General features: G+C 64.6%; 12 protein-coding genes and 1 pseudogene. 7 read left to right on the top strand and 6 right to left on the bottom strand.

Features of this window, described 5'->3' with window-relative positions:
• Window positions 1-106 precede the first annotated feature (106 nt).
• The 4 genes and pseudogenes from AC1DR6_RS19880 (at window position 107) to AC1DR6_RS19895 (ending at window position 3,316) form a co-directional block, all read left to right on the top strand.
• Window positions 107-1,660: a toll/interleukin-1 receptor domain-containing protein gene (locus tag AC1DR6_RS19880; protein WP_476831002.1), complete on the top strand. Its 1,554-nt coding sequence runs from the start codon at window positions 107-109 to the stop codon at window positions 1,658-1,660.
• 20 nt (window positions 1,661-1,680) lie between these two features.
• Complete coding sequence (locus AC1DR6_RS19885; RefSeq protein WP_476831003.1) at window positions 1,681-2,064, top strand: hypothetical protein; 384 nt, start codon at window positions 1,681-1,683, stop codon at window positions 2,062-2,064.
• A 242-nt stretch (window positions 2,065-2,306) separates the two neighbouring features.
• Window positions 2,307-2,730, top strand: a pseudogene (locus AC1DR6_RS19890) (transposase); the annotation flags it as partial.
• Between the two features lie 328 nt (window positions 2,731-3,058).
• A complete protein-coding gene (locus AC1DR6_RS19895; protein ID WP_476831039.1) occupies window positions 3,059-3,316 on the top strand; it encodes a hypothetical protein in 258 nt (85 codons plus the stop codon).
• 155 nt (window positions 3,317-3,471) lie between these two features.
• Here AC1DR6_RS19895 and AC1DR6_RS19900 read toward each other — a convergent pair whose 3' ends face one another.
• The 3 genes from AC1DR6_RS19900 to AC1DR6_RS19910 form a co-directional block, all read right to left on the bottom strand.
• Entirely contained in the window at window positions 3,472-4,371 is a 900-nt protein-coding gene (locus tag AC1DR6_RS19900) for a hypothetical protein (RefSeq protein ID WP_476831004.1), read from the bottom strand.
• Window positions 4,372-4,651: 280 nt separating this feature from the next.
• Window positions 4,652-5,125 (bottom strand): peptidoglycan-binding domain-containing protein, encoded by a 474-nt coding sequence (locus AC1DR6_RS19905; protein WP_476831005.1) that lies wholly within the window; start codon window positions 5,123-5,125, stop codon window positions 4,652-4,654.
• A 384-nt stretch (window positions 5,126-5,509) separates the two neighbouring features.
• A complete protein-coding gene (locus AC1DR6_RS19910; protein WP_476831006.1) occupies window positions 5,510-7,639 on the bottom strand; it encodes a caspase family protein in 2,130 nt (709 codons plus the stop codon).
• A 300-nt stretch (window positions 7,640-7,939) separates the two neighbouring features.
• Here AC1DR6_RS19910 and AC1DR6_RS19915 point away from each other — a divergent pair, with 300 nt between their 5' ends.
• From AC1DR6_RS19915 to AC1DR6_RS19925, 3 genes are all read left to right on the top strand, one after another.
• Entirely contained in the window at window positions 7,940-9,553 is a 1,614-nt protein-coding gene (locus tag AC1DR6_RS19915; protein WP_476831007.1) for a methyltransferase regulatory domain-containing protein, read from the top strand.
• A gap of 63 nt (window positions 9,554-9,616) precedes the next feature.
• Window positions 9,617-11,380 (top strand): transposase, encoded by a 1,764-nt coding sequence (locus AC1DR6_RS19920; RefSeq protein ID WP_476831008.1) that lies wholly within the window; start codon window positions 9,617-9,619, stop codon window positions 11,378-11,380.
• A 56-nt stretch (window positions 11,381-11,436) separates the two neighbouring features.
• Window positions 11,437-11,715 (top strand): hypothetical protein, encoded by a 279-nt coding sequence (locus tag AC1DR6_RS19925; RefSeq protein ID WP_476831009.1) that lies wholly within the window; start codon window positions 11,437-11,439, stop codon window positions 11,713-11,715.
• A 118-nt stretch (window positions 11,716-11,833) separates the two neighbouring features.
• Here AC1DR6_RS19925 and AC1DR6_RS19930 read toward each other — a convergent pair whose 3' ends face one another.
• The 3 genes from AC1DR6_RS19930 to tagF are packed head-to-tail and all read right to left on the bottom strand — an operon-like array spanning window position 11,834 to window position 15,473.
• The gene (locus AC1DR6_RS19930; RefSeq protein WP_476831010.1) at window positions 11,834-13,945 is read right to left on the bottom strand and encodes a serine/threonine protein kinase; all 2,112 of its coding nucleotides are present in this window, start codon (window positions 13,943-13,945) and stop codon (window positions 11,834-11,836) included.
• Complete coding sequence (locus AC1DR6_RS19935; RefSeq protein WP_476831011.1) at window positions 13,942-14,751, bottom strand: PP2C family protein-serine/threonine phosphatase; 810 nt, start codon at window positions 14,749-14,751, stop codon at window positions 13,942-13,944. Before AC1DR6_RS19935 ends, AC1DR6_RS19930 begins: the two co-directional genes overlap by 4 nt.
• On the bottom strand, window positions 14,748-15,473 hold the full coding sequence (tagF, locus tag AC1DR6_RS19940) for a type VI secretion system-associated protein TagF (RefSeq protein ID WP_476831012.1): 726 nt from the start codon (window positions 15,471-15,473) through the stop codon (window positions 14,748-14,750). The genes AC1DR6_RS19935 and tagF overlap by 4 nt, the downstream gene beginning before the upstream one ends.

The following is a 15,473-nucleotide window of genomic DNA, read 5'->3' on the forward strand; positions in this document are numbered from 1 at the left end:
CGACGCAAAGCTGCTGTTGCACGATTGAGCGCCTCGGCAGGCGAAAGCGCGGCCGCAGCTGACGCAGGTGCCTTGACCCGGCCACGCCGATGCTGACTATCGGCCTATGGTCGATGTCTTCATCAGTTACAAGTCGGAACGGCGACCGGCAGCGGCACATCTTGCCCGCGTGCTGGAACTGCACGGCTATTCTGTGTGGTTTGACTATGAGCTGGTCTCGGGGCGCGATTTCAGCCGCCAGATCGAGGCCGAGCTGCGCGGCGCAAGCCTCTGCATCGTGCTGTGGTGCAAGCTCTCGGTCGCGAGCGAATGGGTGCTCGAAGAAGCCCATATCGCCAAGGAGAGCGATAAGATCCTGCCCGTCTGGATCGAGCCCGCGAATTTGCCGCTCGGCTTCACCCGGCTCGACACGATCGACCTGTCGAATTGGGATGGAAACCCGCTCAGCCACACGCTGAACCGCTTCTGGACTATGGTCGAAACACGGACCGGTCGCGAGCCGGCCGCCAACCTGAAGGCGCTGCGCGCCTATGAAGAGACCTGGCGCCGCTTCGGCAGCCCGCCCCTGGCGCGCTTCGCGCTCGGCCCGGCGCTCGACGAGCGCCAGTCTGGCAGTCCGCGGCCGGTGCCGCCTTCCATCGAGGTGCCCGCACTCGGCGCCGCCATACCGGCCCGCCCGGCAGCCCTCGAAGTCTTCGTACACGCCGCGTCGCCAGGCGACCATCGCCGGCCTGCCCGCGCAGCCTGGATAGGCGGCGGCGTGCTTTTGGCAAGCCTGCTAGCCCTCGGCGTGGAGCTTTGGCCCTCCGGAGCCGCACAGCCGGTAGATGCAGCAGTGGCCGTCAGGGCTGCAGGCGCTGCGGTGGCGCCTGTGCCGGCGAAGACGACGCCCTATACGCCCGCCTCGACGCTGAGCGGTCCACCCGCCGTGGCCTCGGACGAAGAGGCACAAACCAGGGCACGCGCGGAGGCCGAGGCACGTGAGCTTGTCGCACAACGGCAAGCCGAGCAGGAGAGACAGACCCGGCGGGACGGGGAGGCCACGGTGCAAGAGGCTGCCCGGCGCGAGGCCCAGTTGCGTGCGAACGAGGCGCGGGCCGCAGCCGCGCAGGAGGCTGCTGCGCACGACGCGGTTGCACGATATGCCGCTGCGGCGATTGCGGCCAGGACTGTGCCACCGCAAGCAGCGGCGCAGACCATGGGCCCGACAGCAGCAACCCCTTTCCTGCCTGAGCCCGCACCTACCCTGGACATGCAAGACAGCCAGCGCCTGGCAGCGATCGCTGCCGAGGCCGAGCGGCAGCGCAGCGAACGCGAGCAGCGACCGGTCGCGCCCTCCCGCATCCAGGCCGCGCTAAGGAGCAAGGGCTGCTATAGCGGCGCGATCGACGACGACGCTGCCTCGCCACGGATGATCGCGGCGATCGATCGGTTTTCAACCGCATCCGCTCAGAAGCCCCCTTTACCGCACAGCCTCGAACAAGCGCTGCTCGACCGGATCGGCGCTGCAGCGGCGCTGACCTGCCAGCCACGCGCGTCGGTCGAGTCGGCGCGCCCCGTCGCCTCGACCGAGCGAACCCCGCGGGCCGCGCCGCCCGCGCGGTTGCGGCCGCATAGTTCGAATTGCGTAACCGTAAACGGCCAGCGATACTGCGGCTGACCTAAGGAGCCAAGTACACCATGCCCAGGTTTCCTAGCTTAACCGCCAAACTCCCAGTGCTGCTGATCGTGGGCGGCCTGGGCAGCACGTCGGCCGTCGCGCAGTCACCCTGCACGCACACGCCGCTGACCTTTTGTGGTGGGTGCAACCTCTCGCAGGACTGGTTCACCCTGCCGGGCCGCGTGTGTACGACCAGCACCTATTTCGCCAATGGCGTCATTTCACTGCGCGTGACGCAGAAGGCACGTCAGGGCGTCGCGCTGGTCTCATCGAACTCCTGGGGCTACCGCGCACAGCCGAGCTTCAAGGGCACCGACGAGTTCGGCATCGAGATCAAGTTTCGCGACCGCCTCGGAAACCCGCAGACCACCCGGATCGCGGTCCACGTCAAACCAGCGCGATAGCCGTATACCTGCGGCATCTTTGATAGACGTTCGCCACTCAATCTCCCTGTCGCTGATATGTCGACCTGTATGTGATCGCTGTTCAGTACGCCCAACCGCCTCTTGGGGCCATGCGTGACGATAGACGAGCGTCATGCGCCAATCCAACGTTTGTCCGAATGAAATGCGCCGATGTCGTTGAAATGTCGTCGTTGGCGAGGGCTTGGTCCTGATTGAGTTGTCCTTGTTCGGAGGGCGGCGCAATGATGGGCGAGCAGCTGGTGGCGCAGGAGGCGCTGTTCGACGAGTTCAGCCTGGAGCGTCACGTTCCGGCTGATCATTGGGTGCGGTTCATCGATCGGTTCGTTGATCTCTCAGATATCCGCGCGCATCTGCGTCCGTTCTACAGCGAGATGGGTCGGCCCTCGATCGATCCCGAATTGATGATCCGGATGCTGCTCATCGGCTACTGCTGTGGCGTTCGCTTCGAACGGCGCCTGTGCGATGAAGTGCATTTGAACCTGGCCTATCGCTGGTTTTGCCGGCTCGGGCTCGAGAGCGATGCCCTATCACTCGACGTTCTCGAAGAATCGGCTTGGCCACTTCCGTGACAGTGATCTCCTGCGCGAACTGTTCGGGACGACGGCTCGGCGCTGCGCGGAAGGGCTCGTCGGCGGCGAAGGCTATACGCGGACTCGTCGGACAAAATTTGCGCGATTGCGGGAAGAGCGCGGCCTGACACAGGAACAGGTTGAGGAGCGGTCGGGCTATATCCAATCAGAACGGACAAATTCTTGTCCAAAAGGCTTTCGGCCTGACAATGCGGCTTTCGCCCTCGCTGCGTTTTGGAGCACGCTGATCCTCGGCCGTATCCTCTTCGCGGTGCTGGCACGTCGGCTGCCAGTAAGGCTGGTCTATATTGGGTTGCCGCTCCTGCTCGCGCTCGCCTTCCAGCCTGCAGCGCGGGCAATGGAGTGGAGTCGGGCATGGCGGCTTTCGCGCTTGTCGGCTTGGCTTGCTCGGCAATCTTGCGCTGAGCTTGAGCTTCGCCGGCCAAGAGTTTTCCGCGCGGTCGGCAACGATGCTCGGTGCGCTGATTGCCATCTATCAGCTTGGCTATGGCATCGCTGCATTTGGCGGAGGATCGCTTGTTGAAAGCGTCGGCCTTGCTTATTCGACCGTCTTTTCGCTTGGCAGCTTGGTCGCGTTTGCTTTGGGGATCCTCGTAACCCTGGTCGTTCGCCAAGAGGTGAAATCTCTGCCGATCCGCTGAAACCCTCTTGCACGCTACGCGAACTCTCGCGGTGGCACTATCAGCGGACCTGCGGGATCACACTGTCAAGACTAAATATCGTCCTGCCGGCGGCGAGGCGCGTCGTCAAGACGGCCGCATGGGTGCCGATCACTCGAACCGCGCCTGCTCGCCGCTCACCCTTGGACCGAGCCGTATTTTCCGCGTGCCATGCGCTTGGCCATGCCGGCGCCGCTCTTGACCCGCTGGCCATCTGGGTTGATCGGCATCGACCAGATCTCCTGACTTCCGTCCCAAGCCAGCACCAGATCGTCGTCCATCTCCCAGGTGCCACTGCGGCCCGAGGCGTCTCGCACCGTGCCGTGCGGGTTCACGCATAGCGACTCGTCGGTACCATAAGTTCCGTTCTTGATCGGCCATTCGAATGTGTATTTGCCACCGCCCGGAACCGACCAACTGCCGACCAGCCTTATGGCGTTCAGCTCCTTGATAATGTCGTCATGCTGCATCAGCGGGAATCGCAGCCAGAGGTCTGTCCGCTCTAGCGCTTCTCCCCAAGCGGCCTGAAGGCCGGGGCCGAATAGCCCGCTGAGCATCTTGAATTTGGGGCCATCGCCGCTGTGAACCTCGCTGACAGCAGGGTTCTTGAACGAATGCGCCGCCGTGGTGTGGCCGTAGACCCAGACGCCGAGCCCGATCTTGTCGAGCAGCATCGTAGTGAGGCCGCCGGAAGAGCCGGCGAGACAGGAATAAAATACGATGCTGGCGCCCGGCTTCATCTTCGGCTTCAAGGCGTCGGCCAGCATGCCGATGTCCTCTTTGGTCAGGATATGGCCGCCCAGCTGCGTATTGTAGCCATGGCCAAAATAGGCGAACAGATCGAGCCCACCGCCCATCATGCCGATTTTTTGCAGGAGATCGTTGCGGTTGGCGGGGTAGCTCAGCCCGTTGGCAAACTCCGAATAACCGCCCTTGTAGGCATTGCGGACCCGGACTGCTGCCGGCTTGAAGACGATGTCGCAGTCCTTCTCGTTCTTCTTGTTATCTCTTGTCGCGATGGCCCAGGCATTGATCATGAGAGCCCCCAATGCGGCAGTAGGCTTCCTGCCTAGGCCGAGAGGAGCGCAGTGCGCGATTGATCACGTCACCCAAATGGAGGACGCCGACGCAGGAAGCCACGGCGGCCGCAGTCTGCGCCGGACCCCGCCGGCTCAGTCCTGTTCTGGATAATGCAAACTATGCCAAGGTTGGATGAACGAGCACGCAAAAGCGCCGATTGCAGCACGCGATTGCACGCGAGGGCATCTTGCGTTCCCGCGTGCCACGCTTGTCGACTCGGAGCTTCCAAGCGACTGGTTAAACCGGGCGGGGCGGCGGAGCGGGCCTAATAGCTGCTTTTTGGAGCGAAGGCCGCAGGCCCGGGTGGGTGTCAACGTTAAAGGGCAGGTCTTTTTGGCGCCACTCGTCGGCGCGAAACGCAGCGCGGTTCATATGAATAATCTTGTACAACATGCCTTCACGCGTGAAACCATCAGGCGGCGCTCGCTCTACGATCCCATCACAGACAAGCTTCATATGGAAGCCTCGCCAATATACCTCGAAGGCCTTGATCATCCTTTCGGTCTGCGGACCATAATACCCATCGACAGTTATTTTTGAGCTATGTTCCGCTGGACCGTGTGGCGACATCCGGTCGAAGTTGGCTATTTTCATCAGAGTTTGCACGAGTATAACGTCGTCCCGGATGTTTGCCATTTTGGGCCCCACCGGAAAATTGACGTTATAGACTTGGGTCATCGCGCCTAAGTCTAACTGCATCGTGTATGCCACGTGCCGCTCCGAGCCGTTCAGCCGTAAGTTAGCGAACGATGCCCATTTCGCATCCCTCAAATGGATGAATTTCGCCGCGCTTTACGAAAGTTTTGAGCCAGCGTGCAAACGCGCTTGGGAAACGGCCGAACATGCCCGGCGCCATCGTTGCATCGCCTCAACCTCCTTTTTAGAAGGATCTAGGAAGATAGCGGTGTCGTTGGGCGCGACCGCCAAATCATTCCGGAGTCCCATCCTTCCGATGAGCCATGATTGGCCGGAGCTTTACGGACTGCCGCGTACTGGCTGCCTATCCAGCAGCCCGGTCGCGCCTTCTTTTGCAACCATGCCAACGAAGTAGTCCTCAGCAGTTTTGGGGCAGAACCGAGCGCTGTGACAGCTTACTCAGAAGCCGAAGTTGAAGCCGGCCTTGACGATGTCGCCCGATGTGGCACTACGCATCGCTACAGTCTGGTTTGGCGCCAGGCCGGTATAATCGCGCAAAGTGAGCTTGCTGTTGCCCAGATCGTAATGGGTGTAGTCCAACCGTAGCGTCATGCCGGAGAATATGGCGTATTCGATACCGCCGCCGAGCGCCCAACCGCTCGCGATCGTCGAGTTCGACCCTGTCGCGCCCGACTGCACCGCTGCGTTCGCTGGCGAGACGGTCCCACTTTGCTCGACGCGGCCGTACGCATATCCGGCTGACCCGTAGAGCATGAAGTCACCCATCACTACACCGGCGCGAGCCTTGACGGTGCCGAGCATTGAGACCTCGTTCTCGACGCGGGTCGTGAAGCCGGTCGCTGCGCTCGCCAGATTCTTGCCGCCGCCGAGGCGAGTGGCCGAGAGATCCGTTTCTGCGCCGACGACGACGGCGCCGATACGGTAGTTGAAGCCGAACTGCGCTCCACCCACCGCGCCTGCCCCCTCGGGCGAGAGCGAGAGCGGCACGCTGGCCGGATTGATCGCGCTCCCTGCCAGGGTCGGCGGGCCGACGGTTGTCGTGGCGGTGGTCGCAACGGCGGTCACGAAGCCGGAGGTGTCGGTCGTGGTGGTTGTCGTCGTTGTGGTGGTTGTCGGATTGACCGTAGGGCCACCGACCGGTCCACCGAGCCGGGTGCCCCCGGTCTGCCGGCCGCCGCCGATCGAGCCGCCTACGTAGAAGCCGCTCCAACGTGGCGCGTCGGGAACCAGCGGCGGTAATGGCGGGCTATAGGCCTGCTGCTGGGGGGCTGCCGAGGAAGGGGGCGAAAAGGGTTGACGCGGCATGGTGCGCGCCGGAGAAACATTGCGGGGCGAATAGTCGGTGCGGCGCGGCCCCGGCTGCGTCAGAGCAGGACAGACCGGGCAGGTCTGCGCCACCTGCAGGCGATTGCGGCTGGGCGCCTTCTCTGCCATCCGCAAAGCTTCAGCCACATGGGTCGAGCCAGGAAAAAGCCTCGCAAACAGCTTCAGAGATTCCGCGTCGCCGGCGAGCACTGTCTCAGCCCAGGCGCGCTCTTCTGTGCGCTGGGAAAGGATGCGCTGCAAGCGCAAGGCGCTCTGGTCGTCGGGGTTGATGTCGAGAACGCTACGATAGACGTCCGGGCGATCCCAGGCGACGGCTGCACGCGCCGCATCGGCCGGTGTCATCGAGCGTAGGCTCGCGGTCGTCGGACGCGTCGCGAGCGGCACGTTGCCGACCGCGGTCTGCGCTGGGGCGGCGCCGGTTGGCCGCTGGAAGAAACTGAATTCGGTGATCAGCGACGAGGTATCCCAGGGGACCTGCACGCCGCTCGTCGAGTCGTAGACCGCCAGGCGAATGCGGCGGAAAATCTGCTCGACCGGCAGGCCGGGTTCACGCGCCTCGCGCAGGAAGGCGGTGGTGAAGGGGCTGTTCGCGCCGGAGCCATCCGCCGCGGCCGACCCTGGCGATGTTGAGAAGGCGACAAAGGTGCCGCTGCCGGAATCGACGCGAGCAAGGCCAGCCTCGCTGCGGATGCCTTCGTTTGCGCCATCCACGATTTGCATGGCCAGTCCGCGAGAGAATTCCACAGCGGCAAAAGGGTTGTCGCGGCAGGCGTCGAGGATCGCGATCTTGGATTTGGCGCCGGCGGCATCCAGCCTCCGCAGCACTTCGCTGAGCGACAGCCCCTGATTGGAGATGTTGCTGGCGCCTTGAGGGCGTACATCGGTGGGCAGGATGTAGTTCGCGCCGTCGAGCTGGACGGCATGCCCGGCATAATAGACCAGCGCCGTGGTATTCGAGCCGCCCTGCCGGACCTTGTCGACGAAGACGTCGAGCGCGCTGCGCAGCCCGGCCAGCGAGAGATCCATCGCCGGCGTGATGTCGAAATCTGCCTCCTGCAGCATCGCGCGGGTGGCGTTGGCGTCATTCAACGCGTTGGGGAGTTTTACGACATTCGCGTAGCCGCCATTGCCAATAACGAAAGCGAAACGCTTCTGAGCCTGGGCGGCCGTGGCGACGAATGACATCGCCGACAGCACCACTGCCAGCACGATCGCCAGATACGCGCCGGCTCGAACGTTCATCCGCATCTCAAATCCTCTGCGGCATATGAATACCACTGAATCATTATGCCTGTGACGACTCATGCCGAAGTCAGTCATATGGAGGAGATTCGGCTAAATGCGGCGTGATCTGCAAGAGAAAATGGCAAGACGGTGGCAAAGCGGGAGACGTGCGCGAACGAATTTTCCGATGCAACGGCCAGACGTTAGCGGCTTTCGCTATTACTTCGCACCGACTGAATTCGATGCAGTGTGACCAAAATGCACGGGTCACGCGGCCCGAAACCTACCTTTGGCCTCAATCCTCCAAATGAAGGAAGCATGCCGCCTTCGGGTGGGCTGAAATACGCAGATGCCGGACGGGCTGCGATGACGATCAGCGACGCTGTGACCAATATCTATGACGAGGTGGCTTACCCCGGCCACTCCTTTTCGCAGACCCATCCCGCTCGACTTGGCACGATCGCGCATTTTCATGGAATGGATCCCGCGCCGCCGTCCGAGATGCGGGTTTTGGAATTGGGGTGCGGCCGTGGCGGCAATCTGCTGCCGATGGCGGCACAATATCCCGGAAGCGAGTTCGTCGGAATTGATTTGAGCGCGACCTCGATCCACCAGGCGCGGGCGGGCGCAAGCGAGCTCGGCCTTGGAAATGTGCGTTTCGAGCAGCGGGATATCATGGCGATCATGCCCGACATCGGCGTGTTCGACTACATCATCGCGCATGGCGTCTTTTCATGGGTGCCCGATCCGGTGCGCGAGCGGATTCTGGCGCTCTTTGGTGCCCTGTTGGCGCCTCATGGCGTCGCGTATGTGAGCTACAACGCTTTGCCGGGATGCCGCTTCCGTGACTTGGCGCGCGACGTGATGCTTTTCGAAACCGCCGGCATCGAGAATCCTAGCGAACGAGTGACGGTGGCGCGCGCCTCGCTCAAGGCCTTCGCCGAGGCGAGCGACCCGAACAGCTTCCATGGTGCGGCCCTTAGACAGCGCCAGCAGCAGGTGGAGGAATTGCCGGATAGCGTGCTGTTCCATGACGACCTCAATCCCGGAGCACGTGCCTTCGCCCTGCATGAGGTGGCCGCGATTGGCGAGCGTCAGGGCCTTCAGTTCCTGGCGGAAGCGTCGTTTCCCAATCTGTACGGAGCGGCCAAGGGGCTGGCGCAACAGATGCTGATGGACATCCCGCTGGAGCAAGCCGTGCGCCGCGAGCAGACCCTGGACCTGCTGATCGGCCGAGCCTTCCGCGAGACCCTGTTCTGCCGGACCGGACTGGCATTGAGCCGTGGCGTCAAACACGGAGCGCTGCGTGCCTACCACCTCGCCGCCGAGGTCCGGCTCGTGCCGGACGAGGAGGGAGATAAGAGACCGGGCGTCGCGCAGTTCGCCTTCGCGGAAGGGGTCAAGCTCGCCGTGGACCTGCCGCTCTGCAAAGCGGCACTTCAGCTCCTGGGAGAGGCCTGGCCCGGAAGCATCGCCTGGCCGGAGCTGCTCTCGCAAGCTTGGGCCCTTGCCGGCACGGACATTGGGTTAGGGTCGGACAATGAGCGTGAAAACGCTAGGCTCGACGAGGCGCTGACCGCCATCTTCAAGACCGGGCTGATCGACATCAGGCTCGGGCCGCCACCACTCACGACGCGACTGAGCGAGCAGCCGCGAGTGAGCAAGGTCGCCCGCTGGCAGGCCTCCAGAGGCAACGAGGTCACCGATCTGCGCCATCGAACGGTGCGGCTGGACAGCATCGTCGTCCGCAAGTTCGTGACTCTGCTCGACGGCGAGCGCGACAGCGCCGATCTGCTCGATGCGATGAACGAGTTTCTCGCCGAGCTGCGCGGAAGCGGCACGACAATTCCTGGACTACCCCTGCGGACGAGCGCCGAGGAGGTGGCGATGCATCTCAGGGACGTCGCCCGGCTCGGCCTGCTCGATGGCTAGGATCTGCCTTGGGGTTGCGGTCAGGCGCATCGCGATGTCGACGCCGCGGCGCGGGCGAGGCGGATGAGCGAGCGTTTCCGACAGTTCCAGGCGGCCTTTCCGGAGGAGGCTTGCCTCGCGACGCTGATGCGGTTGCGCCATGGCGGGACCGAGATGTCATGTCCCGCCTGCGGGCGGCCGGCCCATTTCCAGCTGCGCACGAAACTGCGCGCCTTCGCCTGCGACCGTTGCAATTATCTCATCCAGCCGGCGTCGGGGACGCCTCTGGAAAGCCGCCGCACCGCGCTTCAGCTCTGGTTCTACGCGCTCAAGCTTCAGACGGAACAGCCCGGTAAGGCGGAGGCCCTTCTGACGCGGGAGGCGGGCGTGCCGCAGCTCACCGCCAGGCGTATCGTCGACGAGCTGACGACGCTGGTGCGAAAGGGCAAGGCCGACTGGCTGGCGGCCCTGAGGCCGCTCGTCTGCCGCAACGAGGTGGCTGGACCCGCCGCGCCCGCGCTTGCGCCACTCCGGGCAGCGATGCCGTCTCCGCCCGTGGCTTTGTGTGCAGCAGCGCCTCCGCCGGCGAAACCGTCCAAGGCGGTAGAGGGAGCGCAGCCGGGTGCGGCCTCTGGTGGGCTTGCGGCGGGTTCGCCGAAACGCTTTGAGCCCGAGCCGGCGGCGGTGCCTCAACGCCGACGCTCCGGTCATCTGACCATGGTCGCCGTGGCCGGGGGCTTCGGCTGCCTCGTGGCGGCGGCGGGAGGATTCGCCTATCTGCACCTTCAGCGAGGCAAAGCGCCGCCCGGCGAGTTCGGCGATTTCGCACTCGAACGCTCGATCCCCGCGCTGAAGGACGGTCCGGCGAGGCCCTCGTTGATCCTGTCCTCGGTCGAGCAGGATCTGGAGGGCGCACGCCAGGCGGCCCAGTTCGCAATCGACAACGATCCCGCGCTTGCCGCCATCAAGTCGCAGGACGATGCGACGCAGCAGCAGGTGCCGGTCAACCAGCTGCAATTGCCCTCGAACATTCTGCTGGTGCCACCGAAAGGGGCAGGCGCGGGGGTGCCGGTCGCGCCTACTTCGCCGGCGGGCCCGGTGTCGCCCAGCGGAGCGCCGCAGCCGCCCCAGGTGATCTCGAGCGGCGACCCGGACCAGATCCTGAATTTCGGGCCGATCAAGATTCGCAGGCATCTCGTCGACACCATCGTGCGCGCGAGCAAGGTCGTCGGCGCGGATCCGACCCTGCTGATGGCAGTCGCGGACAAGGAATCCTCCTTCTCGACCGCCGTGAAGGCCCAGACCTCGTCCGCGACGGGGCTCTACCAATTCATTGAGCAGACCTGGCTCGGCGTGATCTACGAATTCGGGACGCGCCACGGGCTCGCGTCCGATGTGAAGCTGATCGGGCGCTCGGGGCGGCAATTCGTGGTCTCGGATCCATCGCAGCGGCAGCGCATTCTCGACATGCGGCGCGAGCCCTATATCTCGGCGCTGCTCGCGGCCGAGATGCTGAAGCGCGACACTCTGCGGCTCGAAGCCGCGCTCGGGCGCCACCTCACGGGCGGCGAGATCTACCTGATCCACTTCCTCGGTCCGGATGCGGCGCAGACGTTCATCGAGACGATGGAGGAAACCCCCGGCGTCAAGGCCGCCGAACTCCTGCCGAGACCGGCCCAAGCGAACCGCCCGATTTTCTACACCGATGCCGGCGGCGAGACGAAGACGCTCTCGGTGTCCGAGGTGCACAAAAAATTCAACGACATGATCAAGCTGAGGCTCGACCGCTACAGCACCGTGCGCCCCGGCATGGGGGCCGGCATCGCGCGGCCGCAACCGAAGAAATGACCGCTCTGAAGTGGGCATCTCTGCCCCGACGGATCTCAAAACAAGGAGGAAACACCATGGCAGTCAATCGCTTTGAGCAGGTCGACGAGCCTCAGGCTGACGCGATCACCCTGTCCCTGACCGATCGGGCCGGGGACCCGATCGGGAGGGTACATTGCCCCGCCGATCTCGCCTCCGGGCACCTCGTCAACGATTTCATCAGCGACGAGATGAGCGCCAAGGACGCGTTCCGTTCCGCGATTAGGCTCGCCAACGAGATCAATGCTCCGATCGTCGTCGAGGACGCTTCCGGCGTCTGGCAGGACGAGTGGGGCGTGCTCTATCGCGAGATGTGAAAGGCGCATTGTGCTTGGTCTGGCCTGGCCGCTCCCTGCCGCCTCAGGCTTGTGAACGTCATGCATTTTCGATCCTCGGGCCGTCTGCGGCGCCCGGGACGGATTCGCGTCGCGCCTCTCACTCGATCCGGAAATATTTGACCGCCAAGCCGAGCGGCCCACCCTGGCGCGCCAGATCCAGCTTCAGATTGGCGAAGAATTCGCTCGCCGGGGACGGATTCGGTCCTGACAGAGCCGGCAAGGCCTCGCGGCTGACGAGAGCCAGAACCGTTTGCGGGCGGGCCGGACCGCCGGTCGATTCCAGCTTGAGGTTGAAGCCGACCTTGCCGCCGTCGCGCTTCATGTAGCTCGCGAGATTGTAGACCAGCCCGTCATCGCCGACGAGGATCACGTCGAGGTTCTGCCCGCCGCCGGCCTCGACCGTTCCCGAGAGCACCTCGCCGCTTTTCATATTGAAGGAGCCGATCTGCAGCTTCGGGCTGCGGTCGATCGCGACGCCCGGCCGGCGCATGAAGTCTGCGACCGGGCACTGCGCCGCCGTGAGCGAACGGAGGCTGATCTGCGCCTCGAACCCCTGCGCCGTTTTGAAGGCTGAATCGAAATCGACGAACGGCTCCGTGCCACGGCCGAAGCCTTCGAGAACGGCTTTGCGATCACCGATCTCCAGCGGCCAGAGCGAGAAGCAGGAACCGCCATTATAGGTGCGCACGAAGCGTTCGATGCGCTCTGCCGGTGTCCGCGGCTCCGGCCCCATGCTCACGACCACTGGCGGCGCCTCCTGCGAGAGCGGGATTTTTGTCGGCCCTGGGTCGATCACAACGTTGTGGTTCTCGGCGGGCCGATTGGAGGACTGCGTCTGAGAGGGTTGGGTCTCGCCCTTGTCGGTATTGATGGCAACCTGCTGCTGGGCGGTTTCCTGTCCAGGACGGCGCTGTTCCTGTCCGCGCTGCTCCGGTTGCAGTGACTGAGGAGGGACATCCTGCCGGTCACGAATTGTCGGTGGAGTCTGAGTCACAGGCGCTGGCTTCGTGTCCGTAGCCTGGCCCGGCTGAGCCGATTGATCGTTTGCTGCCCTGTCGGGCGCCTTGTCGGGCTCGCTTCGGGACGCCTGCTCCGGCGTGGTCTCGGTTGGAGAAGGCGTTGCATCGGTCTTGGTACGGTCAGGCGCCGCCTGCTCCGTGAGAGCGGGAGCGCCCCCTCCGGTTTCCCTTGTCGGATCGAGGCGCTGAGAGGAGAGCATCGTCCAACCGTAGAAGCCGCCGACGCCGAGAACGGCAAGGCCCAAAATCGCGGCGATGGCCGTCAAGGGCGATCGTCGCTTCGCGTCCGCCGCGCCGTTAGCTATCGGACTGCGCAGGATAGTCGCTTTGGTCGGCGGCGGCAGCTGCCAGGACGCGACCTCCGCCATGTCCGCGGGACGCCCGGCCGGATCGGGCGAGAGCATTTTTGCCAGTAGCGGGCGCAATCTCGCATCGACCTGCGAGAGATCGGGCAGCCGGCGGCGCTTGTCAACGATCTGGACCTGGCTTCCGCCCATGTCGATGGCGCGGCCAGCCACCGCTTCCGCCAGCACGAGCGCGAAGGCGTACATGTCGGAGCGGCCGGTCACGTCGCCGCCCGACAGGCCAAGCTGCTCGGGCGAGACATAGTTGTATTTGCCGGCAAAGCCCGAGCCAATCACCGTGCCTTCGCCCAGGATGCTTGATCGGGCAATGCCGAAATCGATGATCTTTGCGCGGGCCGGGTCTCCGCCGGGCAGGATGATATTGTCCGGTGAGATGTCCCGATGGATGATGCCGAGCCGATGGGCGGCGTGTAGGCCGGGCGCGACGCGCCGGCGCAGCACGTCGGCCTCCTCCACCGTCAGCGGCTGGTCCCTGATGCGTTCGGAGAGCGGCTGGCCGTCAACGAATTCCATCGCCAGATAGGGCGCTTCGGACACCGGGTCGATGGCGAAGACATAATAACGGACGATCGCCTCGTTATAGAGGTTGTGTAGCGCCGCTGCCTCGCGCCGGAAGAGGGCGAGCACCGCCTCGTCGCGTGCCATGTCGGGGCGGATCATCTTGATCGCGACCGCATCGCCGGTCTGCATGGCGCGGCCCTTGTAGACCTCGCCCATGCCGCCGACCGCGATCAGGCTCTCGATCTCGTAGATGCCGTTGAGCTTCGTGCCGAGCCGGGCATTGGCGCGCGGGGCGATGACGGTGCGCTCGGAATCATCGTTCATGGGGTCGTGCTCCCTGACGTTCCCGCGCCCGCACGCCGGTTCGGCACCCAGAGCGTCTTTTCCGTATCGTCCTGCCGGTAGCGGACGATCACGACCGTGACATTGTCGCGCGCGCCACGCTCCAGCGTCAGGGCCAGAAGGGCGTCGCAGGCGGCCTGTGCGCCACCCGTCTCGACCGCGTGGAGAATTTCGGCGTCCGCCACATGCTCGGTCAAGCCGTCCGAGCAGAGAACGAAGCTGTCTCCATCGACGATCTGGCCGTTTTCCAGATCAAGTTCGGGCTGCTCATGCACGCCGATCGCATGGGTGATGACATGGCGCCGCGGCGAGTGCTTCGCTTCATCGGGTGTCAGCATGCCGCGATCGACCATGTCCTGCACCTCGGTGTGGTCGCGCGAGATCTGCACAATCTGCCCACCGCGAACGAGGTAGATCCGGCTGTCGCCTGACCAGATGCAGGCGAAATGCGGCACATGGATCAACAGCGCGACGAGCGTCGAGCCCATGGTGGCGCCGCCGCGCTGAGCAATCTCGGCACGCAGGGCCGTGTTGGCCCTTAGCACGCTCGCTTCCAGCATCGCCAGCAAGCCCGGCGCGGAGGTCGCCGCCGCGACCGCCTCCAGCGCGGCGACCACGGTCGCGCTGGCGAGCGCGCCGTTCTCGTGCCCGCCCATTCCGTCCGCCACCGCCCAGAGCCCGACTTCCGAACGCAGGACGAAGTTGTCCTCGTTGGCCTGCCGGACCTTGCCGGTGTGGCTGACGCAGCCGGTCTCGAAACCAGATATCGCGCGAGAGACGTCGTTCACGGGGCGTGACCTCGTGGGCTCGGCCGAGCGGCCGTGAGATGGATGTCGAACCTCCCGGTCAGAAGGGCGGCGAACAGATGCGGGTCGGGCAGCGCCTGGCCGACGAGGGCCAGCGGCTCGAAACTCGGTCCACCGACCGTCCAGAGATAGCAGGCGTGGGCATAGGCGCGGGCATGGTCCTCGACGCGCAATGCCGCCAGCCGCTCCGGTAAGCCGCTGGACGTGGCTGCGCTGACGATGGTGCCGTCGGCGAGCCGCACCATGTCCTGCGGTGGGGCCGGCAGCGACTCGCCGGTCGGAACGGGAAGCGCGGAGAGCCTTTCGACCACCGCCTCGTAGCTCGCGCCAGGGTCGAGCGCCTGAAGCAGGAAATCCTCGATCGCGCCGAACCAGAGATCCTGCGGATCGACCTCTGGGGGAGGGATCGCATTTCCAGGCTCCGACACTGCCAGGACCGTCAGCGGAAAGTAACGCCCGACGCCGTCGACGGACGGCATGAAGGCGCCGGCGACCGGCACCCCGCCGCAATGGGCGCCGCCCAGCCAGAAGCGCCAGATCGGGGCGTTGAGATACGATGTTTGCCAGCCCTGGCCGAGTTCGAGCCGGCTCGCGGTCAGCCCGCCCTGCAGCCATTTCTCGTAAGGCCCGAGAAACCCGGCGGATGCATTCAGCGCGATGAAGTCGCGCTTCGCGGGGAGCTTGCCGAACAGGCCGCAGCTCAA

Source organism: Allobosea sp. P5_A5, assembly GCF_056400625.1.

Coding starts and splice junctions, on each gene's coding strand:
- AC1DR6_RS19880 (WP_476831002.1), top strand. CDS start 107: ATGGTCGATGTCTTCATCAGTTACAAGTCGGAACGGCGACCGGCAGCG.
- AC1DR6_RS19885 (WP_476831003.1), top strand. CDS start 1,681: ATGCCCAGGTTTCCTAGCTTAACCGCCAAACTCCCAGTGCTGCTGATC.
- AC1DR6_RS19900 (WP_476831004.1), bottom strand. CDS start 4,371: ATGATCAATGCCTGGGCCATCGCGACAAGAGATAACAAGAAGAACGAG.
- AC1DR6_RS19910 (WP_476831006.1), bottom strand. CDS start 7,639: ATGAACGTTCGAGCCGGCGCGTATCTGGCGATCGTGCTGGCAGTGGTG.
- AC1DR6_RS19915 (WP_476831007.1), top strand. CDS start 7,940: ATGCCGCCTTCGGGTGGGCTGAAATACGCAGATGCCGGACGGGCTGCG.
- AC1DR6_RS19920 (WP_476831008.1), top strand. CDS start 9,617: ATGAGCGAGCGTTTCCGACAGTTCCAGGCGGCCTTTCCGGAGGAGGCT.
- AC1DR6_RS19925 (WP_476831009.1), top strand. CDS start 11,437: ATGGCAGTCAATCGCTTTGAGCAGGTCGACGAGCCTCAGGCTGACGCG.
- AC1DR6_RS19930 (WP_476831010.1), bottom strand. CDS start 13,945: ATGAACGATGATTCCGAGCGCACCGTCATCGCCCCGCGCGCCAATGCC.